The organism is Lentzea sp. HUAS12, from assembly GCF_024125735.1.
GTDB classification, from domain to species: domain Bacteria; phylum Actinomycetota; class Actinomycetes; order Mycobacteriales; family Pseudonocardiaceae; genus Lentzea; species Lentzea albida.
Map to the genome: position 1 here is coordinate 6,445,435 of NZ_CP099738.1, position 23,342 is coordinate 6,468,776.

Sequence of the window (23,342 nt, forward strand, 5' to 3'; positions counted from 1 at the left end):
GCGATGTAAAGCAGGTTTCCGCTGTGTCACGTTTGGCGTTCCGCCTGGCCCGCGCCCACCGGCGCCGAGCGAAGGGGTAGCGGCATGGGAAGTGAAGTGTCCAGCCGCACTTTCACCAGAGACGACCGCCAGCGTTATCGGGAGAAGATGCAGCGGAGTCTCGACGCACTGGCCACGATGCTGGCCGAAGACACGTTCTCCTTCCCCCGTCGCCAGATGGGGCTCGAGATCGAGCTGAACCTCGTCGACGACGCGATGCGTCCGGCGATGGCGAACTCGGAGGTCCTCGAGAAGATCGACGATCCCTCCTACACCTTGGAGCTGGGACAGCAGAACCTCGAGATCAACGTCCCCCCGCGCGAGCTCGCCGGGGGCGAGATGCTCGGCCTGGAGGAGGAACTGCGCCAGTCGCTCGACAGCGCGGACTCCAAGGCCAACGACGTGGGCGCCAACCTGGCCATGATCGGTGTGCTGCCCACGTTGCGGGAGCGGCACTTCGACCGCAGATGGCTCTCCGAGTCGCCGCGGTACGCGCTGCTCAACGACACCATCTTCAAGGCCCGCGGCGAGGAGATGGTGCTGCACATGGAAGGCCCGGCGATGCCGGGCAAGGGCCCGGAGAAGCTGTACAGCTACGCGGAGTCGATCCTGCCGGAAGCGGCGTGCACGTCGGTGCAGCTGCACCTGCAGGTCGAGCCCACGAACTTCGCCTCGCACTGGAACGCCGCGCAGTGCCTGGCGGGCGTGCAGGTCGCGATCGCCGCGAACTCGGCGTTCCTGCTGGGCAAGGCGCTGTGGCACGAGACCCGGATCCCGTTGTTCGAGCAGGCCACGGACACGCGCCCGGACGAGCTGAAGAACCAGGGCGTGCGCCCGCGCGTGTGGTTCGGTGAACGGTGGATCACGTCGATCTTCGACCTGTTCGAGGAGAACGTGCGCTACTTCCCCAGCCTGCTGCCCGAAACCGACGACGAGGACCCGTTGGAGGTCCTGGAAGCCGGTGGCGCGCCTCGACTTTCCGAGCTGCGCCTGCACAACGGCACGATCTGGCGCTGGAACAGGCCGGTCTACGACGTCGTCGACGGCGTGCCGCACCTGCGCGTCGAGAACCGGGTGCTGCCCGCCGGCCCCACGGTGCTCGACACGATGGCCAACGCCGCGTTCTTCTACGGCGCCCAGCGCGCGCTCACCTCACAAGAACGTCCACTGTGGACACAGATGTCGTTCCAGGCGGCGGAGGAGAACCTCTACACCGGCGCGCGGCACGGCATGAACGCCCAGCTGTACTGGCCCGGCATCGGCTGGATCCCGCCGGACGAGCTGGTGCTGCGCAGGCTCCTGCCGATGGCGCACGACGGCCTGCGCGACTGCGGCGTCTCCGACGAGGCCCGCGAGCGCTACCTCGGCGTGATCGAACAGCGCTGCCTCGCGCGCCGCACGGGTTCGTCGTGGCAGCGGGAAACCGTTGCGCTGCTGGAGGAACGCGGCCTGTCGAGGGACGCGGCGCTGTCCGGGATGCTCAAGCGGTACATGGAGCTGATGCACGCGGGCGAGCCCGTGCACACCTGGCACGTCGGCTAGCCGCCCGGAGCCCTGACGAGCAACCGGTGCGGGCAGGCATGTCCTCGTGACAGGCCTGCCCGCACCGGCTCGAGCTAGCGGCGGCGGCCGGCCTTCAGGGGCGCCACGTCCGCACCGTCGTGCGAGATCCGGCACTCGTCCGGCGTCACGGCCTCGACCGCCAGCGTGAGCTCGCCCTTCACGCCCGTGTAGATCGACTCGCCGCGCGACGCCAGCGAGGCGTGCACCCGGTTCGAGTCGGTGAAGTCCCGTTCGTCCTTCACGCGCTTCTTGCCCGTCTCCTCGGGCCTCGTCGCGCTGCGGAGGTTGACCTCGAGCCACGCGGCGACCTCGGCCGGCGACGTCAGCACTTCCTCAGGGGTGCGTTCGAGCCGGACCTGTCGAGGAGAGGCGTGGTCGAGTGACGTGTGCTCCACATAGGCGTGCCAGTGGGTGTTGCGCATCGACCAGGTCTGTTCGACCGGCCAGTCCTCCTCGGTGGTCATGACCCATATCTTCCACCCTTCACACGAGGAAACGTGAGAAGGTCGCGGACGTTGATCTCGTGATCCACCCGCACGGCCGAAGCGAGCCGCCGGTCGTGCGTGACCAGCAACAACGTTCCCGCGTAGCTCTCGAGCGCCTGTTCCAGCTGTTCGATGGCCGGGAGGTCGAGGTGGTTCGTCGGTTCGTCGAGCACCAAACAGTTCGTGCCACGGGCTTGCAACAGGGCGAGTCCCGCGCGGGTGCGCTCGCCCGGTGAGAGCTCGCGCGCCGGCCGCAGCACGGCGTCCGCGCCGAGCCGGAACTTCGCCAGCAGCGTGCGCACCTCGACGTCCTGGAGTCCCGACGCGTCCGCCACGATCCGCAGCGCGCTGGTGTCGCTCGCGAACTCGGCCCGCAGCTGGTCGACCTCGCCGACGACCACGCCCGGCCCGATCGAGCGGTCGCCCTCCAGCAGCGGGAGGCGGCCGAGCAGCGCGCCGAGCAACGTCGACTTGCCGGAGCCGTTGGGCCCGGTGATCCGCCACCGCTCGCCCGCGCCGATCGTGAGGTCGACCGGTCCGAGCGTCACGTCGCCGCGGCGGACCACGGCCTGCCGCAACGTGAACGCGACGGAGCTGCCGCGCCCCGCCGACGGCAGGGTGAGCCGGAGCTGCCACGCCTCACGCGGTTCCTCGACCTCCTCCAGCCTCGCCAGCTGACGGTCCACAACGGACGATCGGGACGCCGTGTTCTCCGCTGCCTGCGTGCGGCCGGCGCGGATGTTCTTGTCCGGCTCGTCCCGGCGCGCCTTGGCGCTGTTCGCCCGGTGCACGCCCTGCCGCGACCACTCCTTCACCTGGCGGCTGCGCTGCACCAGCGAGTCGCGCTTCGCCGAGTACGCGTCGTACTCCTCGTGGGCACGGCGTTCCGCGTTCGCCTTCTCCTCGACGTAGGCGTCCCAGCCACCGCCGAAGACGGTGATGCCGTGGCTGAACTCGTCGAGCTCGGCGATGGCGGTCGTGGTGCGCGCGAGGAACTCCCGGTCGTGGCTCACCAGCACGATCGCGCCCTGGTAGCCGTTGACGTGGTTCTCGAGCAGGTCGAGGCCGGCGGCGTCGAGGTCGTTCGTGGGTTCGTCGAGCAGCAGCACGTCGGCACGCGTGAGCAAGACCGCCGCGAGCCGCAGGCGCGCCTGCTGGCCGCCCGACAGCTCGTCGGGCTCCCGGCCGTCGAGGAGGTCCGCCCGCAGGCCGAGGCGTTCGCAGACGGCGTCCGCGCGCTCGTCGAAGTCACCGGCGCCGATGGCGGTCCAGTGGTCGAACGCGTCGGAGTACTCGGCGCCGCCGCCCTCCGCGAGGGCCTCGGCCTCCCGTTGCAGCCACTGCTCGGCCCGCGCGACGCCGGTGCGGCGCGCGAGGTGGTCCCGCAGCGACTCTCCAGCTCGGTGGAGGGTCTCCTGGGTCAGGTGGGCGACGGTCCCGGTGCTTGAGACAGAACCGGTTTCCGGTGGCAGCTCACCGGCGAGCAGGCGGAGCAACGTGGACTTGCCGACGCCGTTCGGCGCGATCAGACCGACGCGGTCACCAGGCGAAACACTGAAATCAACCTCCGAGATCACGGTCCTCGGACCGAACGACAGCGAAATGTTCCTGGCTGTCAGCACGGACACGCTTTCGAAGGTACGACCACCCGCAACTGGTTTACTGACCCTTATTGCTAGTAGGTTGCAAGTACCAAGAGATTGCAGGAGATGTCATGGGCCAGTACGTGCTGCCGGATCTCGACTACGACTACGGCGACCTCGAGCCGGCGATCATCGGCGAGATCAACGAGCTGCACCACGGCAAGCACCACGCGGCGTACGTCAAGGGCGCGAACGACACGATCGAGCAGATCGAGGAGGCCCGCGACAAGGAGGCCTTCGGCTCGATCGTCGGCCTCGAGACCACGCTCGCGTTCCACCTGGCGGGTCACGCGCTGCACCAGGTGTGGTGGAAGAACCTCTCGCCCCACGGCGGTGACAAGCCGGTCGGCGAGCTCGCGGCCGCGATCGACGAGCACTTCGGCTCGTTCGACAAGTTCCGCGGCCAGCTCAACGCCGCCGCGTCGTCGATCCAGGGTTCCGGCTGGGGCATCCTCGCCTGGGAGCCGATCGCGCAGAAGCTGATCACGCTGCAGCTGAAGGACCACCACTCCAACCTGTCGATCGCGGTCACGCCGCTGCTCGCCTTCGACATCTGGGAGCACGCGTACTACCTGCAGTACCGCAACCTCAAGGCCGACTACATCTCGGCGCTGTGGAACGTCGTCAACTGGGAGGACGTCTCCGCCCGCTTCGAGGCGGCACGCTCGGGCCAGAACGGCCTGCTGCTGCCCTGATCCTTCGGCAGTGGATGCTCCGACAAGCGCCCACCGCCGAACACGACGAGGCCCCCGCTCTGCCCAGAGCGGGGGCCTCGTCCGTTCCCGAACTGACTGCCGCTCCCACCACGAAGCGACGAGACTTAGGTTAGCCTAACTTCGGTTGGTTGGGAAGCCCTCCTGACCAGACCTCTCGCGACGAGCTCCACGACGGTTGCCACGGCGGCGGCTTCGACGGCCAGCAATGCCAGGAGCACCACGATCTGGAGCGCGCCCGCCTGCCAGACCGGCGCGCCGCCGAGGAGCATCCCGACGAAAGCACCCGGAAGGGTGACCAGCCCGACCGTCCTGGTCTGGTCGAGCGGCGGCAGCAGCGCCTCCGCGGACGGCTGGCGGATGATCAGGCGCACGGCGTCGCGCTCGCGAAAGCCCATGGCGCGCGCCGCCTCGTACTCGCCGAAGCGTTCGTGCAGCGTGTCGAGGGCCCTGCGCGCCGACAGCGTCGTGGCGGTCATCGCGCCCCCGATCAGGATGCCGCCGACCGGGATGAGCGCGATGCCCTTCGCCGGGAGCAGCCCGATCGCGAGCAGGAAGACGAGTGCGGGCACGGTGCCCACCAGGATCGACGCCGCCACCCAGACACCCTTGCGACCCGCTCCGGTGCGGCGCGCGGAGGTGGCGGTCGCCACGACGGCCATGACGACGAGGAAGGCCCACGTGAGGCCCAGGTGGGTCAGGACGAACGTGATCACGGCGCTGACGGCCGCGAGCTGGAGGACGGCGCGGGCCGCCGCCGTGAGGAACGGCTTCGGGGTGGTGAGGCCGGTGAAGCGCACGATGGCGCAGGCCGCGGCCACGAAGACGACGCAGACGATCAGCAGGCGGACCCAGTCGGTGGCCAGAACCATGAGCAACTATGCGTCGTCGAGGCCCCGCTGCGCAGTTCGTGACCCGCGCCTCGCCGCCCGCCGTTGCCAGTAGAAGACTCCGTACCCGATGATCCCGAGCAGACCTCCGGACAGGGTCGTCCAGAGCAGGGTGCTGTTCGAGCGGTCGAGGACCAGCACCACCAGAAATCCGAGGAACCACAGCGCGGTTCCCCCCAGCACGACCGGCACGGGGTCTGCCAGCCCGTGCGGCAGCGCCGGCGGGTGCGGTGGGGCGGAGTCGCGTTCGGACACGTCGTAAGGAGACCAGATGCTGGACGGGTTCTTCAAGATTTCCGAGCGCGGGTCGACCGTGGCGCGGGAAGTGCGCGGTGGTGTCGTGACGTTCTTCACGATGGCGTACATCGTCGTGCTGAACCCGCTGATCATCGGCAGCTTCGCGCCGTCGGGTCCCGGATCGCACCCCGACGTGCTCGGCAACATCCTCCCGGTCGGTCAGGTCGCCGCGGTGACGGCGCTGGTCGCCGGCGTGATGACCATCCTGTTCGGACTGATCGCCAACTACCCGTTCGCCCTCGCCACCGGGCTCGGCATCAACTCGTTCGTGGCGGTGAGCGTCGCCGCGAAGGTCAGCTGGCCCGAGGCGATGGGCCTCATCCTGGTCAACGGCCTCGTCGTGCTGCTGCTGGTCGTCACGGGTGTGCGGACGGCGGTGTTCAACGCCGTGCCGAACGAGCTCAAGGCCGCGATCGCGGTCGGCATCGGTCTGTTCATCACGTTCATCGGCCTGGTGGACGCCGGGTTCGTCCGCCGCCTGCCGGACGCCGCGAACACCACCGTGCCCGTCGGCCTCGGCATCAACGGGTCGATCGCGAGCTGGCCGACGCTCGTCTTCGTCGTCGGGCTCGTGGTCACGGGCGTGCTGTTCGCGCGCAGGGTCAAGGGCGCGATCCTCATCGGCATCGTCTCGACGGCGATCTTCGCGATCGTCCTGGAGGCGCTCGTGAAGGCCGGTCCGTCCGCGGGCGTCAACGCCAAGGGCTGGAACCTCGGCTACCCGGCCCTGCCCGACCAGGTCTTCGGCGTCCCGGACCTCAGCCTGCTCGGCGACGTGTCGTTCGGCGCCTGGACCCGCCTGCCCGCGCTGGCCGCCGCGTTGATCGTCTTCACGCTCGTCCTCACCGACTTCTTCGACACCGTCGGCACGATGACCGGTCTCGGCAAGGAAGCGGATCTGATCGACGAGGACGGCCAGCTGCCCAACGTCAGCAAGGCCCTCTTCGTCGACGGCCTCGGCGCCGTGGCCGGCGGTGCCGCCTCCAGCTCGTCGAACACCGTCTACATCGAGTCGGCGTCCGGCATCGCGGAAGGCGCCAGGACCGGTCTCGCGAACGTCGTGACCGGCGTGCTGTTCCTGCTCGCGATGTTCTTCACGCCGCTCTACGAGGTCGTGCCGATCGAGGCGGCCGCGCCCGCGCTGGTGATCGTCGGCGCGCTGATGATGATGCAGATCCGCGAGATCGACTTCACCGACTTCACCATCGCCCTGCCCGCGTTCCTCACGATCGTCGTCATGCCGTTCACCTACTCGATCGCGAACGGCATCGGCGCGGGCTTCGTCAGCTACGTCCTGCTCAAGGCCCTCACCGGCAAGGCCCGCGAAATTCACGCGCTCATGTGGATCGTGGCGGCGGCTTTCGTCGTCTACTTCTCGTTGGGACCGATCCAAAGCCTCCTGTCGTGACCTTTCGGCAGGAAACTATTTCGTGAGGTATGCTAACTACGTGGCGACCGATCAGCACGGACTGGCGAGCAGGCTCAGGCTTGCCGTCGTGCGCCTCAACCGCCGCCTGCGGGCACAGCGCACCAACTCGGCGGTGTCGCTCACGCAGGTGTCAGCCCTGTCCACGCTGCACAAGTGCGGACCGCTGACCCCGGGCGAACTGGCGTCGAAGGAAGGCGTGCAGCCGCCGTCGATGACGCGCGTGATCGCCGCCCTGGAGGAGTTCGGCTTCGCGACGCGCAGCCCGCACCCCACCGACGGTCGTCAAGCCATCGTCGAGCTCACGGACGAAGGCTTGTCGTACCTGCGGGACGAGATAACGGCCCGCGAGGCGTGGCTGGACAAGCGGCTGGCCGAGCTGGACCCGGAGGAACGGGAACTGCTCGCCAGGGCCGCCGACATCATCGACAGGATGGCGGGTCAGTAAGAACGTGTCGGGTTACGCGGGTGGTGGAGCAGACAGTGCGCCACCTCGTCGTACCGGAATGTTCGGATCCTTGGGCATCTACAACTATCGCCTCTACGCGTCCGGCCAGATCATCTCGCTGGTCGGCGTGTGGATGCAGCGCGTGGCCCAGGACTGGCTGGTCCTGGAACTCTCCAACGGCTCCCCCGTGGCCCTGGGCTTCGCCGCGTCCCTGCAGTTCCTCCCGGTCCTGCTGCTCTCGATGTGGGGCGGCGTCCTCGCCGACCGCATGGACAAGCGCAAACTCCTGCTCTGGCTGGAGTCCGCCCTGGGAATCTGCGCCCTGGCCCTGGGACTGCTGGACGTCACCGGCGTGGTCGAGCTCTGGCACGTCTACCTCCTCTGCCTGCTGCTGGGCGCCTTCTCGGCAGTGGAAACCCCGGTGCGCCAGTCGTTCGTCGTCGAAATGGTCGGCCGTGACCAGCTCACCAACGCCGTGGCGATCAACTCGATGATGTTCAACCTGGCCCGCATCATCGGCCCGGCCATAGCGGGCGTGACGATCGTGGCGATAGGCACCGGCTGGGTCTTCCTGGCCAACGCCATCAGCTTCGTGGGCGTGGTGGGCGGCATCTGGCTGATGCGAACAGCCCAACTCCTCCGCTCGGACCCGCTACCGCGCGAGAAGGGCCAACTCCTCTCGGGCCTGCGCTACGTCCGCAGCCGCCCGGACCTCATGACGGTCATGCTGCTGGTGTTCTTCATCGCCACCTTCGGCATGAACTTCTACATGACCCTCGCGATCATGGCCCGCAACGTCTTCGGCGGCGACGCCGACGCCTACGGCCTGCTCTCCACCCTGATAGCCGTCGGCACCCTCGCAGGCGCCACGCTGGCAGCCAAGCGCAAGACCCCGAAGATGACCGTCTTCATCGGCTCCGGCATCGTCTTCGGCGCCCTGGAGATCGTCTCCGGCTTCATGCCGACGATCCTCCTGACGGGCCTGATGATGATCCCGGTGGGCGTGGCGATGATGACGTTCAACACCACCGCCAACGCCACCATCCAACTGGCAGTCGAACCAGAGATGCGCGGCCGCGTGATGGGCATCTACATGCTGGTCTTCCTGGGCGGCAACCCGGTGGGCGGCCCGCTGATGGGCTGGCTGGGCGAGATCAACGGCCGCGCGCCCATCATCATCGGCGGCGCCGTGTCGATGCTGGTGACGATCACGGCGTGGATCATCCTGGTGCGCCGCGGGGACATCGCGAAGCCCCGGCTGCGAAGGCGGCGGGAGGCACCGGCGGAGGCGCTGCCGGAACCGGCAGAGGTGGCGAGCTAGGCCCCGGGGGAGGCCCATCTCAGATTGCCGGGGCCTGGGGCGGAGCCCCAGGGGAAGCACGCAGGGCGACCAGGCCGCGCGCAAAGCAGTCACCCGCGAAACAGGCGAAGTCAGCCCAGCAACGTCGCAGCAGTCGGATCCCCGATCAAGGCCACGAACGTGTGCCGATCCCCCCACCGCCCGGAAACCCAGGCCAGGGCCCGCCCCAACCCCTCAGGCGTGTCAGCGGAGTGAGGAACCCCGTCCACCATCCACCACTCAACCCGCTGCCCCTCGACCACCAACGACTCGTGCACAACCACGACACCGTCCGGCAGAGCGACCTCGAGCAACTCGCAGGCCATCCGAACAGCCCCGAGATCACCCCACGCCACAACCTCACCGACGTGATCCGGCAACCCGTCGAACTCCTCGGACGCCAACGCCAGGTCCAACAGATCGGCCAACTCCTCCGACCCGTCAGCCAGCAACACACGAGAAGCGGGAACAACCCCCAACAACCAGGGATGGTCCAAAACGACCACGTCGTCGGCAGCGACCACGTCCCCGCTCAACACCCGAACCCGCTCAGGCGGAGCGAAGTCCAACTCGGGCAACGCCGCATACGCACGCAACACGACAGCGTCCGCGACCACACGGTCGGCATCGCCGAGCCGGTCCAGCACGAACTCGGCGTCCTCGTCGTCCCAGATCTCCAGCGACGACCGCACACCCGCCGCCCTCAGAACATGGTCAGGCAGCTCCAGATCAGGCACCTCGTCGAACAACCCGTCCAGCAACGAGGCCCCGGCCAGCCGGTACGAACGCGGCGGCTTGCCCGCCAACAGCGCGTGCCGCGCGATCCACCAGCCCGTGTAGCCGTCGGGCTCGGTCACCGCGCGCCACGTCACCGGGTCGGAGGCCAGCAGGCGCAACGCGGCGGGCCAGTCGGCCACCAGGTCCAGGTCGCGGACGGCCACGACGCGCCGCGGTTCGTCCGGCACGGACGACCACCACGCGGACTCGTCGGCCAGGTCGTGGTCCGGGCCGGACGGCTCGTCGTCGACCACCAAGGAAAAACCGTCCACCACCCCGACGGCGACCAGCGCGGAACGCGGGTACGTCTCGAGGATCTCCTTGGACAGCAACGGGAACGCGTCCGCCTCGACCACGCCTACCAGCAGTGAGTCGGGCAGCAGCAGTTCGTCGGCGCGGTGCCACTCGCCGTCGGCATCCGGCAGGGCCAGGGCGCCGAGCCACGGTTCCTCGCCGGAGCGCACGCCGGCCAGGTCGACCAGGCGCAGCACGGTCTCGACCAGCTCCAGGCCGTCGAGGCCTGCTTCGGCGTCCTCGACGGACCTGGCCACGTTCTCGCGGAGCGTCGGGTCGGCCAGCAGTTCGGCGGCGCCCGCCTCGACCGCGCCCAGGCGGACCAGCAGCGGGTGCACGGCGTCCGGGTGCACGACCCGCAGGCCGGGCAGCGGCTCGTCGGCGATCAGGGTGGTGCGCGGGCCGGTGACGACGCGGCCGTCGGCCAGGGGGACGGGCAGTGAAGCCAACGCCTCGCGGACGTCCGGGTCCACCTCGGCCAGCGGTGCGAAGGCGGCGTAGACGTCGCGCCACCAGCCCGGGTCGCCGGAGACCTCGGCCAGCGCGGCGACGACCTCGGCGGTCGTGACGCGCGGAACTTCCAGTGCTGCCAGCGCACGCGCGTGCACGGGAGCGGAGAGCTCGGCGTCCAGCAGGCCGGGCAGCGCGTCCTCGACGAGGTCGACGAGCTCCTCGGAGCCGACGTCGAGCACGCGGGCGCGCGCGGGTTCGATCCACTCGCCGGAGGCCAGCGGCAGCCAGGCGGAGGTGCGCAGCGAACGCAGCACGGCCGTGCGCAGGCGGTCGTCCACTTCGGACAGCGGGAAGCCCGGCAGCGGCACCAGGGCGGTGCGCTCGATGGCCGGGACGCGCGCCACCAGCTCCGGGTAGGCGGCTGCGGCGGCGTCCAGCACCGACCACGCGGCGGGGCCCGGCAGGATCCGGCGGCGCGAGGGCTCGACGGGCAGGGTCGCGATCAGGCGGGCGGGCAGCGACAGGCGTTCGTCGGTCGGGGTCGGCGCGTGCAGCACGTCCTCGCCCAGCGGCTCGTCCAGCGGGTACGCCCACGACACAGTCCATTGAGGACGGTGTTCGACGCCCTGGACCAGCTCGGAGGGCAGCTCACCGACGGTGCGCTCCACCAGCCAGCGCGACGAGCCGACGGTGACCACACCGTCCGCCGTGACGAAGCGCTCCCACGACTGCGAGCCGACCTCGATGCGGCGCAGCCCGGGCAGCGCCAGCAGCAGGTCCGGCACCTCCGACGCCAGGTCGTCCAGCGACAGGTCGACCTTCAGCGGCAGCCGGACCTCGGTCGTGAACCCGTCCGGCACCTCTTCGACGACCGGCCAGACCAGGCGCAGCACCGGCACGTCACCGCCGCGCTCGGAAGCCAGCTCCGGCACCTCGGCACGAGTGCGAGAAGCGGAGAACTCGACGCCACCGGAAACAGACACCACGCGCGGTGCGTCCGACACGGCCAGCACGGCCGCGAAGCCGACGCCGAACTGCCCGACCCCGGACTCCTTCGAGGACGCGCGGAGCGAGGCCAGGGCGGCGACCCCGGCCGCGGTCAGCGGGGAACCCGTGTTGGCCGCGCGCAGCTCACCGTCCACGAGAGTGATCCGCAACACACCCGGCGAAGAACCAGCGGCATCGGCCGCGTTCTGGGCGAGCTCGACGAGCAGGCGGTCCCGGTAGCCGCCGAGGCGCAGGTCCTCCTCGGCGTTCGCGTCCTCGCGGAAGCGGGTGGGCGAACCACGCCACGCCGAGAGGACCGAGGTGCGCAGGGCCTCGGTGCCGAACGGATCGGTCACTCCGAGACGTCCAGAACGTCCAGCTGCGCGTCGTCGTAGACCAGGTCCGCGACCGGCACCATCGGGCTGATGTCGACCTCGACCTGCGAGTGCGCGCCGCAGCCGTACTCGACGTGCACGACGTGGCCGTCCGCCGGGGAGATCTCGTTGGCGCAGACGCCGAACGCCGACCCGAACGCGCCGGCGACGCGGGTGTAGAAACCGCAGGTGCCGCAGTGCGCGGGGGCGCTGCGGGCCATGTCGGAGCGCGGACCGAAGTCGGAGGAGGCCCAGCGGTCGGCGGCGTCGAGGCGGCCCTCGCGGGACAGGACGCGGGTGCGGCCGAGGCCGATCTCCAGCGCCACCTCCTCGACCGCCGGGTCGTCGGACTGCACGTACGCCTCGACGAGGCGCGGGTCGTCCTCGCGGGGCGGCATCAGGTCGCCGACGCCCAGGTCACCGGCGCGAACGCGTTCGCTCCACGGGACCCACTCGGGAGCGACCAGGGCGTCCTGGCCGGGCAGCAGCACGACCTCGCTGACCGAGACCGGCGTGCCCTCGCCCGCGTGGGCGACCGTCACCGCCCAGGTCCAGCCGCGGTAACCCGCGTGCTCGGCTTCGAACAGGTGGGTCACCGAGTGCTCGTCCTCGGTGGACACCCCCACATGAGCGCCGACACGTTCCATACCGGCCTCTTCCTGCGCGGCTGCGCGGGCGAGGTCTACGGCGTCGAGGAGCATCTCAGTCGCGGTCACGTCATGAATTGTGCCGCAGGTCTTCGCCGGGACGAAAACTCGTGCCACCCTCCGTGGGGTGCGCTCCCCCGTCTGGCTGGTCGTCGTCGCGGTCCTGGCCGCCTGTTCGACGCCTCAAGAAGCAAAGCCGCAGGTAGAAGTCCTGCAGAAGATTCCGCACGACACGTCGGCGTTCACCCAGGGGTTGGAACTGGTCGACGGCGTCCTCTACGAGGGCACCGGCCTGGAGGGCGAGTCGACGATGCGCGCGCTCGACCCGTCGACCGGCAACGTGCAGAAGAAGGTCGACCTGCCGCCGGACTTCTTCGGTGAGGGCATCACCGTCGTCGGCGACACCATCTGGCAGATCACGTGGCAGAACGGCGTCGCGATCGAGCGCGACCGCAAGACGCTGGACGAGCTCCGCCGCGTCTCCTACGAGGGCGAGGGCTGGGGCATCTGCGACGACGGCAGGCGCCTGGTCATGAGCGACGGCACCGCGAAGCTGACGTTCCGCGACCCGAAGACGTTCGCCGAGACCGGAAGTGTGCAGGTCACGCGCGACGGCAAGCCGCTGACCCAGCTGAACGAGCTGGAGTGCGTCGGCGACAAGGTCTGGTCGAACGTCTGGAAGACCGACGAGATCGTCCGCATCGACCCGGCCACGGGCCAGGTGACGAACACCTACGACCTGTCCTCGCTCAAGCCGAGCGGTGACGTGGACGTCCTCAACGGCATCGCGCACGTCCCCGGGACCAACGAGTTCCTGGTCACAGGCAAGAACTGGCCGACCATCTTCCGGGTGAGGTTCAACGGGATGGGGCAGGATTGACGTGTGACGGGCGACCGCGGGTGGAGTGACGAGCCGGCTCCGAAGCGCTACCCGTGGCAGGACGACGAGTACCGGCCGCGGGAGCGCCGCGAGACGCCGTCCGAACACGGATTCCAGCCGCCGCCACGCCCGCAGAACACGCGTCCGCTGCCCAACCAGGACCAGCAGACGACCCCGACGCCCAAACCGCCGCGCAAGCTCACGGTCACGCGCGTCGCGTGGTTCCGCAGCAAGCAGCTCTCGCAGCAGGCGATCGCGGCGTTCCGGCGCGCGGCCCGTGCCGACGGCGCCGGGAAGTCCGGCATGACGTCGGTCACCTACGCGGTGATGATGAACTACGCCGCCGACGCCGCGATGGCCGTCGCGCTGGCGAACACCCTGTTCTTCTCCGCCGCGAGTGCGGAGTCCAAGACCAAGGTCGCGCTCTACCTGTTGATCACGGTCGCGCCGTTCGCGTTGATCGCGCCGGTGATCGGCCCGTTGCTCGACAGGATCCAGCGCGGGCGCCGGCTCGCGCTGGCGGCGTCGTGCGTGCTCAGGATCGGCCTGAGCGTCGTGATGGCGCTGAACTTCGACAACTGGCTGCTGTACCCGGCGGCGCTCGGCAGCATGGTGCTCTCCAAGTCGTTCACCGTGCTCAAGTCCGCGATCACCCCGCGCGTGCTGCCGCCGGAGATCACGCTGTCCAAGACCAACGCCCGGATGACGGTCTTCGGGCTCGCGGCGGGCGGCGTGTTCGGCGCGCTGGCCGCGGGCTTCGCGAACGTGTTCGGTTCACCGGGCGCGCTGTGGTTCACCGCCGTGCTGTGCGGCGTGAACGCGTGGCTGTGCATGAAGATCCCGTCGTGGGTCGAGGTGACCGAGGGCGAGGTGCCCGCGTCGCTGACGTCCAGACCCCGCAGGCAGCGCATCTCGCGGCACGTCGCGGTCTCCTTGTGGGGCAACGGGTCCATCCGCATGCTGACGGGTTTCCTGACGCTGTTCGCGGCCTTCGTGGTGCGCGAGCAGACGGAGGGTGACGCGGTCCGGCAGCTGCTGCTGCTCGGCGTGATCGCCGGCGCGGCGGGCGTGGGCAGCTTCCTCGGCAACGCGATCGGCGCGCGCCAGCACTTCGGCAAGCCCGACGAGGTGGTCATCGCCTGCGTCGCCACGGCGCTGGTGGCCACGGTCGTCGCCGCCGCGCTGCCCGGTCTCGTCACCGCCGCGATCGTCGGCCTGCTGGGCGCCACGGCGTCGTCGCTCGCGAAGATCAGCCTCGACGCGGTGATCCAGGACGATCTGCCGGAGGAGTCGCGCGCGTCGGCGTTCGGCCGCTCCGAGACGATCCTGCAGCTCGCGTGGGTGTTCGGTGGCGCACTGGGCGTGCTGCTGCCCGCGACGTTCTGGATCGGGTTCACCGTGCTGTCCGTGCTGCTCGCGCTGGGCCTGGCGCAGACGTGGATGTACCGCAACGGAACCTCGTTGCACAGGCTGGTCCGCAGGCCCGCCCCGGTGACCCCGTAGGCTGCCTGACGTGCGTCGACTTGCTTCAGTCATTGCTGCCAGCGTTCTCGTGCTGACGGGGTGCGCGCTGCCCCGCCACTACCCCGAGGTCACGTTCCACGCGAACGGCAAGACGATCAGGGTCGAGCCGGCGGTCTACTGCGACATCGAGGGCAACAACTGCGCGGAGCGGACCAAGCCCGCGCAGCTGAAGGTCCCCGCGGGCAAGGTCGTGCAGATCTCGGTGGACGGCCAGCTCGCCGACGGCCTCTGGGAGGCCGTGTTCCTCTACAAGAAGGCGAACGGCGAGCAGACGACCACGGGCACCGGCCTGCTGGGCAAGGGCGAGAACTTCACCTACACCCTCGCCCTGCCCGACAAGGGCGACCAGCTCCAGGGCATCGAGATCCACGAGGCGGCTGCGGCCGTGCTCGACACCGGTCAGCCGCTGCTGCGCGGCTACTGGGCGGTCGAGGTCACGAACTAACGGCGGCCGAACGCCTCCCACCACTCGGTGGGCGCGATCCGCAGGGCCGAGTCCATCAGCGCCTTGCCGGTGTCGGTGACCACCGAGCCCTGCATGGTCTGGATGAACCGCTCCATCTTGGAGATGCCCGCGGCCTGGTACTCCCTGGCCTGCAACAACAGCTCGAGCTTGTCCGCGTCACGCGAACAGCGCGCCTCGGGCGTGTGGTCGATGTCCTTGGCCGCCTCGTGCTCGGCGACCAGGGCCTCGATGTGCGCGGCCAGCGGCGCGGGCAGGTGCTGGACCTGGTCACGCGCCACGGCCTCCGGCGGCACCTTCACGTCGAGGTAGAGCTTGCCGACGTACGGGATGTCACCGATCCGCGTCTCCGGCACGTCGTGGAAGAGGCCCAGCGTGGCCGCCCTGTCGGGGTTCGCGCCCTCCTGCACGGCAAGTGCGAACGCCAGGACGCCCACCCGGAACGAGTGGGCGGCCACCGACTCGGGGTGCTGCACCCCGGCGAAGAGCCACCCCGCTCTGGGCAGGCGTTTGAGCTGGCCGACCTCGTAGACGAACTCGACGATCCGATCCGCGTCAGACATGACGCCGATCCTTTTACGGATCGAGGTCCCGCGCCACCGCCCGGACGACCTCGGCGATGAGCTTCATGTTCTTCTTGTCGGACGGGTAGCGGCCGCGGCGCAGGTCGGGCTGCACCTTGTTCTCCAGCAGCTTGATCATGTCGTCGATCAGGCCGTGCAGTTCCTCGGCGGGACGGCGGCGCGCCTCGGCGACGGACGGCGCGGGGTCGATCAGGCGCACGGACAGCGCCTGCGGGCCGCGACGGCCCTCGGCCATGCCGAACTCGATGCGCTGGCCGGCTTTCAGACCGGTGACACCCGGAGGCAGGGCGGCCTTGCGGACGTAGACGTCCTCGCCACCGTCCTGGGTGACGAATCCGAAGCCCTTCTCCGTGTCGTACCACTTGACCTTGCCGGTCGGCACCGCGCTCACCATTCCCTTACTCCTGCACAACGAACGCGCCCGGGGCGCACCCAGGACGCGTTCCACCAGAGTAGCCAGAAGACCAGGGCGAAGGCACCTCCGTTAGCGCGACTGGTGCCCTGATCACCAACCCTCGCGGCGGCGCCGTGAGGTGCCCCACTGAGCACCGGACGCGGGCGGTGAGGACGGTGGTCAGGGCACTACCCTGGGGGTATGACCGCTCCGAAGTTGATGCCGCTGGCCATCGGCCTGTTCGCCGTGGGCGTACTGGCGATCATCGCGGTCTTCGTGCTCTTCGCCGCCGGCCACAGCGACCTGCCGGTGTGGCTGAACGTCCTCGCGACCTACCTGCCGGCCGTGGGCCTGGGGCTCGGGATCATCGCCGTGGTCAGGAAGTCACGCCAGAAGAGGTCCTGAGCCACTCCGGGAACTCGCGCAGGTCCTCCAGCACGACGGCCGCGCCCGCCTCCGCCAGTTCCGCGCGGGAGCACGGCCCGGTGACGACCCCGACGCCCAGCGCTCCGGCCGCCGCGGCACCGCGCATGTCGCCGATGTGGTCACCCACGTAGACGCTCGCGCCGTGCAGTTTGAGCGACTCGGCCTTGCCCGTCGACCACAGCTCGCCGTAGAGGTGGTCGACCTCCCAGCCCATGGCTTCGAGGTGCAGCGCGGCGTTCTTGCGGTACTTGCCCGTGACGACCATGGTGCGGCCGCCCAGCTCCCGCACGCACTGCAACGCCGCCGCGGCACCGGGCAGGGCGACCGTCGCGGGGATCACGACGTCCGGGTACAGCGCGCGGAAGAGCGAGACCATCTCGGGGATCTCCTCCTCGGGCACGCCCATCTCGCGGTAGACCATGTCGAGGGGCGGGCCGAGGTTCGACGCGAAGTGCTCGCCGTCGAGGTCGTGCCCGGTGCGGGCGCCCACCTCGTTCAGCACGGCGGCCATGCCCGGTCGCGGGTCGATGAGGGTCATGTCCAGGTCGAAACCCACGGTGAACGGCACAGAACCCGACTCTACGTCTTTACAAAAAATGTAACTGTGTAAAGGTGAACGAGTGAGCGACATCACCGAGCTCTTACTGGACGCGGCCGCCGACCTGCTGGCGGCCCGGGGCTTCCACGGGCTGCGCATGATCGAGGTCGCCAGTCGCGCCGGGGTGAGCAGACAGACCGTCTACAACGAGTTCGGCAACAAGGAGGGGCTCGTCCAGGCCGTCGCGGTCCACAAGACGGAGGAGTACCTGACCGGGATCGCCACCCGGCTCCGGGAGGACCCCGACCCGTGGGAGGCGATGCGGTCGGCGTTCCGCTTCACCTTCGAGCAGACCGAGAAGGACAGACTGGTCTCGGCCGTGCTGACCGGGCAGAACGCCGAGGACCTGCTGCCGTTCATCACCATCCGCGGCCATCCGATCCTGTTCCACGCCACCGAGGTCGTGGAGCAGCACCTCAGCCGGCACTTCCCCGGCAGGCACGTGCGATTCACCGCCGAGACGACGGTGCGGCTCGCCCTGAGCCACCTGCTGATGCCGAGCGGCGACCTGGACGGCGCGATGGACGCCGTCGTGCGGGTCGCCCGAGTGACGATGAACGCATGAGTTAGGTCCTGCGGCCCCTTGTTGCCATAATCTGGCGACAAGGGGAGGTGTCCTGGTGGTCGCTGTCTCGGCGCGTCTGCGCGCGGGTGCGGCGTTGCTCGGTCCGGCGTTCGTCGCCGCGATCGCGTACGTCGATCCGGGGAACGTGGCCACCAACACCGCGGCGGGCGCGACGTACGGGTACCTGCTGGTGTGGGTGCTCGTCGTCGCGAACGTCATGGCCGGGCTCGTGCAGTACCTGTCGGCCAAGCTCGGCCTGGTGACCGGGAAGTCGTTGCCGGAGGCGGTGCGCGACCACCTGCCGCGGCCCGTGCGGCTCGCCTACTGGGGGCAGGCCGAGGTCGTGGCGATGGCGACCGACCTGGCCGAGGTGCTCGGCGGGGCGATCGCGCTGCACCTGCTGTTCGACCTGCCGCTGCTGCTCGGCGGCGTGATCACCGGTGTGGTGTCGACGCTCCTGCTGCTGGTGCAGGACAGGCGCGGGCAGAAGCCGTTCGAGCGCGTGATCACCACGATGCTGGTCGTGATCGCGGTCGGGTTCGTGGCGGGGCTTTTCGTTGCGCCGCCGTCGGTTGCGGGCGCGGTCTCCGGGCTGGTGCCGCGCTTCGACGGCGCCGACAGCGTGCTGCTCGCCGCGGGCATGCTCGGCGCGACCGTGATGCCGCACGCGGTCTACCTGCACTCCGCCCTCGCCCGCGACCGGCACGGCAGGAACCCGTCGGTGCTCGGCGCGACCAAGGTCGACGTCGTGGTGGCGATGGTGCTCGCCGGCGCGGTGAACATGGCGATGCTGCTGCTCGCGGCGTCCGCCTTGCAGGGCCGTGAAGGCGTTGACACGCTGGAAGGAGCGCACGCGGCCGTCGGCTCCACGTTGGGCGGCGGGATCGCGCTGCTGTTCGCGCTCGGCTTGCTGGCGTCGGGTTTTGCGTCCACGGCCGTGGGTTGTTACGCCGGCGCAGTGGTGATGGACGGCCTGCTGCACGTGCGGATTCCTTTGCTGGCACGGCGTTTGGTCACGCTGGTGCCCGCGCTCGCGATCCTGGCGTTCGGGGTCGACCCGACGTTCGCGCTGGTGCTGTCGCAGGTCGTGCTGTCGTTCGGCATCCCGTTCGCACTGGTGCCGCTGGTCTGGCTGACCGCGCGCCGGTCCGTGATGGGTTCGCACACGAACCGGCGCGTCGTCACGTGCGCCGCGTGGGCCGTGGCCTTCGCGGTCGTGGTGCTGAACGTGGCGCTGATCTACCTGACGGTGGTGTAGCTGACGCCGATCTGGCGCAGCGCCTCTTCCAGCGTGCGCATGACCTCCAGGGTGTTGTCCCAGGTGATCGACGGATTCTGGGTGAGCCCGGCGGCGATGCTCTCCTCAACAGCGCGGATCTGGTGCGCGTAGCCCTCGTCCTCGATCGCGTGCTCGACGCCGTTGATCACGACGGCGGTCGGGTTGAACATCGGGTCGACGAGCTCGATGCGGCCCTCGGTGCCGATGATCTCCGCGCGGGCGCCGGTGCCGGCGACGAGCGAGCAGCTGAGCAGCGCGTGCGCGCCGTTGTCGTAGGCCAGCAGGATGCCCGCGTCGGCGTCCACTCCGGTCGGTGCGAGGCTGCCGTGCGCGTGGACGTGTGCCGGCACGCCGAGGAACTGGTGCGCGAGCGCGACCGGGTAGACACCGAGGTCGAGGGTCGCGCCACCGCCTGCCTCCTTGGCCCACAGGCGGTCGCCGTCACTGAAGGCGTGCCGGAAGCCGAAGTCGGCGCGGATCAGCCTGACCTCGCCGATCTCCCCGTTCCGCACGGCGTCGTGGGCCTTGCGGACCAGCGGGTTGAACCGCGTCCACATGGCCTCCATGAGGAAGAGGTCCTTCGACCGCGCCCGCTCGACCATCTCCTCCGCGTCCGCCACCGAGAGGGCGAAGGCCTTCTCGCACAGCACGTGCTTGCCGGCGTCGAGCGCGGCGAGCGTGACCTCGTGGTGCTGGCCGTGCGGCGTCGCGACGTAGACGACCTCCACGTCGGGATCCGCGAGCAGCTCGCGGTAGTCGCCGTACGCGCGCTCGATGCCGAAGCGGTCGGCGAACGCCCGCGCCTTCGTGACGTCGCGGGAGGACACCGCGAGAACCGTGACGCCCTCGACCTTCAGCATGTCGGCGGTCACGGCCTGCGCGATTCCGCCTGTTGCGATCACACCCCACTTCATGCGATCAGCTTAGATTGGAGGCATGCGCCTCATCCTGAACGTGATCTGGCTGGTGCTCGCCGGTTTCTGGATGGCCGTCGGCTACGCGGTCGCCGGCCTGATCTGCTGCATCCTGATCATCACGATCCCGTGGGGCATCGCGTCGTTCCGCATCGCGAACTACGCGCTGTGGCCGTTCGGCCGCGAGGTCGTCGACAAGCCCGGCGCGGGCACCGGCTCGTTGCTGGGCAACGTGATCTGGATCATCGTGGCCGGCCTGTGGCTCGCGATCGGCCACGTCGTCACCGGCATCGCGCTGTGCGTGACGATCATCGGCATCCCGCTCGGCATCGCGAACTTCAAGCTGGTGAAGGTCTCGCTGGTGCCGCTCGGCAAGGAGATCGTCGAGCTGCCTTAGGTTTCGAGCAGCTCGTGCAGGCAGAGGATGTTGCCCTCGGTGTCGAGGAACCACGCCGCGCGCTCGTTGCCCATGACGGCGATGTGTCCGCTGGTCTTGAAGTCGGGCAGGTCGTAGTCCTCGAACCGCACGCCCCTGCCCTCGAGCTCGCGGATCTCGGCTTCGAGGTCCGGCACCTCGAAGCTGAGCACGGTGTGCGCGGTCTGCGAGCCCTTCTCCGCGGGCATCAGGCCGAGCGCGTCGCCCTGGCCGAGCGCGAAGATCCGCGTGCCGTCCGGGTTCGTGGCGACGGGCTTGAGACCGAGCACGTCCGCGTAGAAGCGCTCGGCGCGCTCCGGGTCTTCGACGGGCAGCATCGTGGTGGTCCTGGTGGCGGTGAGCATGATGCCTCCTTGTGCTCCGACCCACCGATGCTGCGCTCGCCGCATGCCCGTTCACCAGGGTCTTTACGCCTCATCGCCCCGTAGTCCCGCGACCACTGTCAGGCGTGTCGCGCGCTGTCGTCGAGGTTCAGCAGCTCCACCGACTTCGCCCGCATCTCCACCTTGCGGATCTTGCCGGTGACCGTCATCGGGAACTCCTCGACCACGTGCACGTACCGCGGGATCTTGTAGTGGGCGAGCTTGCCCGTGCAGAACTCGCGGACGGCCTCGGCGGTCAGCCCCGACACCCCGTCGCGCAGCCGCACCCACGCCATCAGCTCCTCGCCGTAGCGGGCGTCGGGCACGCCGATCACCTGGGCGTCGAGCACGTCCGGATGCGTGTAGAGGAACTCCTCGATCTCGCGCGGGTAGATGTTCTCGCCGCCGCGGATCACCATGTCCTTGATGCGGCCGGTGATGTTGACGTACTCGTCGTCGTCCATCACCGCGAGGTCGCCGGTGTGCATCCAGCCCGCGCCGTCGACGGCCTCGGCGGTCTTCTCCGGCTCGTTCCAGTACCCGAGCATGACGGAGTAGCCGCGCGTGCACAGCTCCCCCGGCTCGCCGCGCGGGACCGTGAGGCCGGTCTCCGGGTCGACGATCTTGACCTCGAGGTGCGGGCCGACGCGGCCGACCGTCCCGACGCGACGGTCGAGGGAGTCGTCGACGCGCGTTTGTGTCGACACGGGCGAGGTTTCCGTCATGCCGTAGCAGATCGAGACCTCGCTCATGCCCATTCGTTCGACGACCTGCTTCATGACCTCGACCGGGCACGGCGAGCCCGCCATGATGCCGGTGCGCAGGCTGCTCAGGTCGTAGCCGTCGACCAGGTCGAGCATCGCGATGAACATCGTCGGCACGCCGTAGAGCGACGTGCACTTCTCTTCCTGAACGGCCGCAAGGGTTTTCGCCGGGTCGAACGCAGGCGCCGGGATCACGACGCACGCACCGTGGCTGGTCGCCGCGAGGTTGCCCATGACCATGCCGAAGCAGTGGTAGAACGGCGGCACCACGCAGATGCGGTCGTGCTCGGTGTAGTTGATCAGCTCGCCGACGAAGTAGCCGTTGTTGAGGATGTTGTGGTGCGAGAGCGTCGCGCCCTTGGGGAAGCCCGTGGTGCCGGACGTGTACTGGATGTTGATCGGGTCGTCCCGGTCCAGCTCGACGTCCGGCAGCTCACCGGGAGTCCACTGCGGATCGTCGGTGAAGACGACGTGCTCCAGCTCCGGGCAGCGCGGCCGGACCTCCTCGATCATGGCCGCGTAGTCCGAGGTCTTGAACGACCGCGCGGACACCAGCGTGTGGATGCCCGCCTGGTTCAGCACGTACTCCAGCTCGTGCACGCGGTAGGCCGGGTTGACGTTGACCAGGATCGCGCCGATCCGGGCCGTCGCGTACTGCACGAACACCCACTCGGCGCAGTTCGGCGCCCAGATCCCGACCCGGTCGCCCTTGCGCACCCCGAGCGCGTGCAGTCCGGCGGCGGCCCTGTCGACCTCGCGGGAGAGCTCCGCGTACGTCCACCGTCGACCTGTCGCCTTGTCGACAAGTGCCTCGCGGTCGCCGAACCGCGCGACCGTGGCCGCGAGGTTCGCGTGGATGGTGTCGCCCAGCAGCGGGGCGGCCGACGTGCCCGAGGAGTAGCTGGCGGTCATCCCCCAGACGGTAGTCAGGCTTCGGCGTATGGCAAGGGCACGACCAGGCACGGACCGCCGCTGTAGAGGCCCGCGTCGATCGCCAGGACCTTGTCGTCGGCGTACACGAGGGGCCCGTCGATCTCGTCCGGCGGCACCCCGAGCTGGTCGGCGATGACGCTGTGCCCGTGCACGATCCGGGTGCCCCCGAGGGTCGCGAGCAGCTCGTCCGCGATCTCGGGCCCCTGCGGACCCCGGAACGCGTACCGGGTCGTCATCTTGCGCCAGCACTCCCACCAGTCGACGAGGTCGTCGCTCTTGAGCACGTGCCGGACGGCCTCGTTGACCTCTTCGATCGAGGCCCCCCATTCGAGGTAGGCCACGGTGTCGGAGTGCATCAGCAGGTGGTCGTCGCGCAGCTTGAGCACCGGTCGCGTCGTCAGCCACTCGACGTGCGCGTCGGTCAGCCGGTCCTGGTCGCTGCGCAGCCCGCCGTTCAGCAGCCAGCTGCGCGCGAACGACCGCGGCCCGAGGCTGTCCGGCACCTGCTCGTCGCCGAACCGGTACATGCCGAGCAGCAGGATCTCGTGGTTGCCGATCAGCGAGTTGACCGAGCCACCCGTCTCCGCCGCCTCGTCACCGAGGCGCATGACCAGGTCGATCACGCCCACGCCGTCGGGCCCGCGGTCCACGAAGTCGCCGAGGAACCACAGCTCGGCCTCGCCGCCGATCCAGTGCCCTTCCTCGTCGCACAACCCGGCGACGTGCAGCGCCCTGATCAGTTCTGCGAGGTGCCCGTGCACGTCTCCCACGACGTACATCGGGCGTCGATCCGTGTCCACCTCCGCGACGATAGGTGATGAACCGTCGCGCGTCAGTGGTCTGCC

General features: G+C 69.4%; 25 protein-coding genes. 12 read left to right on the forward strand and 13 right to left on the reverse strand.

Going from position 1 to position 23,342, the window contains the following annotated elements; all coding sequences use genetic code 11:
• The first annotated feature begins 84 nt into the window (after nt 1-84).
• The gene (locus tag ND450_RS29490) at nt 85-1,581 is read left to right on the forward strand and encodes a glutamate--cysteine ligase (RefSeq protein ID WP_253321765.1); all 1,497 of its coding nucleotides are present in this window, start codon (nt 85-87) and stop codon (nt 1,579-1,581) included.
• A gap of 74 nt (nt 1,582-1,655) precedes the next feature.
• Here the strand turns inward: ND450_RS29490 and ND450_RS29495 are convergent, their stop codons facing one another.
• Both ND450_RS29495 and ND450_RS29500 read right to left on the reverse strand, forming a co-directional pair.
• A complete protein-coding gene (locus tag ND450_RS29495; protein ID WP_030467775.1) occupies nt 1,656-2,066 on the reverse strand; it encodes a hypothetical protein in 411 nt (136 codons plus the stop codon).
• Complete coding sequence (locus ND450_RS29500) at nt 2,063-3,715, reverse strand: ABC-F family ATP-binding cassette domain-containing protein (protein WP_253321766.1); 1,653 nt, start codon at nt 3,713-3,715, stop codon at nt 2,063-2,065. The genes ND450_RS29495 and ND450_RS29500 overlap by 4 nt, the downstream gene beginning before the upstream one ends.
• 86 nt (nt 3,716-3,801) lie before the next feature.
• Between ND450_RS29500 and ND450_RS29505 the strand changes: the two genes are divergently transcribed.
• Nucleotides 3,802-4,425 carry a superoxide dismutase gene (locus ND450_RS29505; protein ID WP_253321767.1) on the forward strand — a complete coding sequence of 208 codons (624 nt, stop codon included), beginning with the start codon at nt 3,802-3,804 and terminating at the stop codon, nt 4,423-4,425.
• A 125-nt stretch (nt 4,426-4,550) separates the two neighbouring features.
• On the opposite strand, the gene ND450_RS29510 is transcribed toward ND450_RS29505, so the two are convergent.
• Nucleotides 4,551-5,315 (reverse strand): ABC transporter permease, encoded by a 765-nt coding sequence (locus ND450_RS29510; protein WP_253328024.1) that lies wholly within the window; start codon nt 5,313-5,315, stop codon nt 4,551-4,553.
• Nucleotides 5,316-5,321: 6 nt separating this feature from the next.
• The gene (locus tag ND450_RS29515) at nt 5,322-5,588 is read right to left on the reverse strand and encodes a DUF2530 domain-containing protein (RefSeq protein ID WP_245785848.1); all 267 of its coding nucleotides are present in this window, start codon (nt 5,586-5,588) and stop codon (nt 5,322-5,324) included.
• A gap of 16 nt (nt 5,589-5,604) precedes the next feature.
• Here ND450_RS29515 and ND450_RS29520 point away from each other — a divergent pair, with 16 nt between their 5' ends.
• From ND450_RS29520 to ND450_RS29530, 3 genes are read left to right on the forward strand one after another with little or no spacing between them, the layout of a single operon-like run.
• Nucleotides 5,605-7,038: an NCS2 family permease gene (locus tag ND450_RS29520; RefSeq protein WP_253321768.1), complete on the forward strand. Its 1,434-nt coding sequence runs from the start codon at nt 5,605-5,607 to the stop codon at nt 7,036-7,038.
• Nucleotides 7,039-7,078: 40 nt separating this feature from the next.
• On the forward strand, nt 7,079-7,504 hold the full coding sequence (locus tag ND450_RS29525; protein WP_089908822.1) for a MarR family winged helix-turn-helix transcriptional regulator: 426 nt from the start codon (nt 7,079-7,081) through the stop codon (nt 7,502-7,504).
• A 58-nt stretch (nt 7,505-7,562) separates the two neighbouring features.
• Nucleotides 7,563-8,825: an MFS transporter gene (locus ND450_RS29530; protein WP_253321769.1), complete on the forward strand. Its 1,263-nt coding sequence runs from the start codon at nt 7,563-7,565 to the stop codon at nt 8,823-8,825.
• Nucleotides 8,826-8,935: 110 nt separating this feature from the next.
• On the opposite strand, the gene ND450_RS29535 is transcribed toward ND450_RS29530, so the two are convergent.
• Nucleotides 8,936-11,710: a sacsin N-terminal ATP-binding-like domain-containing protein gene (locus ND450_RS29535; protein ID WP_253321770.1), complete on the reverse strand. Its 2,775-nt coding sequence runs from the start codon at nt 11,708-11,710 to the stop codon at nt 8,936-8,938.
• Nucleotides 11,707-12,444, reverse strand: coding sequence for a DUF3027 domain-containing protein (locus ND450_RS29540; RefSeq protein ID WP_253321771.1), 738 nt, complete (start codon nt 12,442-12,444; stop codon nt 11,707-11,709). Before ND450_RS29540 ends, ND450_RS29535 begins: the two co-directional genes overlap by 4 nt.
• Nucleotides 12,445-12,502: 58 nt before the next feature.
• Here ND450_RS29540 and ND450_RS29545 point away from each other — a divergent pair, with 58 nt between their 5' ends.
• From ND450_RS29545 to ND450_RS29555, 3 genes are read left to right on the forward strand one after another with little or no spacing between them, the layout of a single operon-like run.
• A complete protein-coding gene (locus ND450_RS29545; protein WP_371927434.1) occupies nt 12,503-13,255 on the forward strand; it encodes a glutaminyl-peptide cyclotransferase in 753 nt (250 codons plus the stop codon).
• Between the two features lie 3 nt (nt 13,256-13,258).
• Nucleotides 13,259-14,758 (forward strand): MFS transporter, encoded by a 1,500-nt coding sequence (locus ND450_RS29550; RefSeq protein ID WP_253321772.1) that lies wholly within the window; start codon nt 13,259-13,261, stop codon nt 14,756-14,758.
• 10 nt (nt 14,759-14,768) lie between these two features.
• Nucleotides 14,769-15,224, forward strand: coding sequence for a DUF2771 family protein (locus ND450_RS29555; RefSeq protein ID WP_253321773.1), 456 nt, complete (start codon nt 14,769-14,771; stop codon nt 15,222-15,224).
• Here ND450_RS29555 and ND450_RS29560 read toward each other — a convergent pair.
• Both ND450_RS29560 and ND450_RS29565 read right to left on the reverse strand, forming a co-directional pair.
• Nucleotides 15,221-15,805: an HD family hydrolase gene (locus ND450_RS29560; RefSeq protein ID WP_253321774.1), complete on the reverse strand. Its 585-nt coding sequence runs from the start codon at nt 15,803-15,805 to the stop codon at nt 15,221-15,223. The two genes, ND450_RS29555 and ND450_RS29560, sit on opposite strands and share 4 nt — an antisense overlap.
• 13 nt (nt 15,806-15,818) lie before the next feature.
• Nucleotides 15,819-16,208 carry a cold-shock protein gene (locus ND450_RS29565; protein WP_236221109.1) on the reverse strand — a complete coding sequence of 130 codons (390 nt, stop codon included), beginning with the start codon at nt 16,206-16,208 and terminating at the stop codon, nt 15,819-15,821.
• 213 nt (nt 16,209-16,421) lie between these two features.
• Here ND450_RS29565 and ND450_RS29570 point away from each other — a divergent pair, with 213 nt between their 5' ends.
• Nucleotides 16,422-16,625, forward strand: coding sequence for a hypothetical protein (locus ND450_RS29570; protein WP_253321775.1), 204 nt, complete (start codon nt 16,422-16,424; stop codon nt 16,623-16,625).
• On the opposite strand, the gene ND450_RS29575 is transcribed toward ND450_RS29570, so the two are convergent.
• On the reverse strand, nt 16,597-17,214 hold the full coding sequence (locus ND450_RS29575; RefSeq protein WP_253321776.1) for an HAD family hydrolase: 618 nt from the start codon (nt 17,212-17,214) through the stop codon (nt 16,597-16,599). The two genes, ND450_RS29570 and ND450_RS29575, sit on opposite strands and share 29 nt — an antisense overlap.
• 52 nt (nt 17,215-17,266) lie before the next feature.
• Here ND450_RS29575 and ND450_RS29580 point away from each other — a divergent pair, with 52 nt between their 5' ends.
• Both ND450_RS29580 and ND450_RS29585 read left to right on the forward strand, forming a co-directional pair.
• Complete coding sequence (locus ND450_RS29580) at nt 17,267-17,809, forward strand: TetR/AcrR family transcriptional regulator (RefSeq protein ID WP_177229534.1); 543 nt, start codon at nt 17,267-17,269, stop codon at nt 17,807-17,809.
• 55 nt (nt 17,810-17,864) lie between these two features.
• A complete protein-coding gene (locus ND450_RS29585; RefSeq protein WP_253321777.1) occupies nt 17,865-19,067 on the forward strand; it encodes an Nramp family divalent metal transporter in 1,203 nt (400 codons plus the stop codon).
• Here the strand turns inward: ND450_RS29585 and ND450_RS29590 are convergent.
• Nucleotides 19,049-20,002: a Gfo/Idh/MocA family protein gene (locus tag ND450_RS29590; RefSeq protein WP_253321778.1), complete on the reverse strand. Its 954-nt coding sequence runs from the start codon at nt 20,000-20,002 to the stop codon at nt 19,049-19,051. The genes ND450_RS29585 and ND450_RS29590 overlap by 19 nt on opposite strands.
• Nucleotides 20,003-20,024: 22 nt before the next feature.
• Here ND450_RS29590 and ND450_RS29595 point away from each other — a divergent pair, with 22 nt between their 5' ends.
• Nucleotides 20,025-20,399 (forward strand): YccF domain-containing protein, encoded by a 375-nt coding sequence (locus tag ND450_RS29595; protein ID WP_089908784.1) that lies wholly within the window; start codon nt 20,025-20,027, stop codon nt 20,397-20,399.
• Here the strand turns inward: ND450_RS29595 and ND450_RS29600 are convergent.
• From ND450_RS29600 to ND450_RS29610, 3 genes are all read right to left on the reverse strand, one after another.
• The gene (locus tag ND450_RS29600; protein ID WP_253321779.1) at nt 20,396-20,782 is read right to left on the reverse strand and encodes a VOC family protein; all 387 of its coding nucleotides are present in this window, start codon (nt 20,780-20,782) and stop codon (nt 20,396-20,398) included. The two genes, ND450_RS29595 and ND450_RS29600, sit on opposite strands and share 4 nt — an antisense overlap.
• A gap of 98 nt (nt 20,783-20,880) precedes the next feature.
• On the reverse strand, nt 20,881-22,476 hold the full coding sequence (locus ND450_RS29605) for an AMP-binding protein (RefSeq protein ID WP_253321780.1): 1,596 nt from the start codon (nt 22,474-22,476) through the stop codon (nt 20,881-20,883).
• A 14-nt stretch (nt 22,477-22,490) separates the two neighbouring features.
• Nucleotides 22,491-23,276, reverse strand: coding sequence for a metallophosphoesterase (locus ND450_RS29610; protein WP_253328026.1), 786 nt, complete (start codon nt 23,274-23,276; stop codon nt 22,491-22,493).
• Nucleotides 23,277-23,342 lie beyond the last annotated feature (66 nt).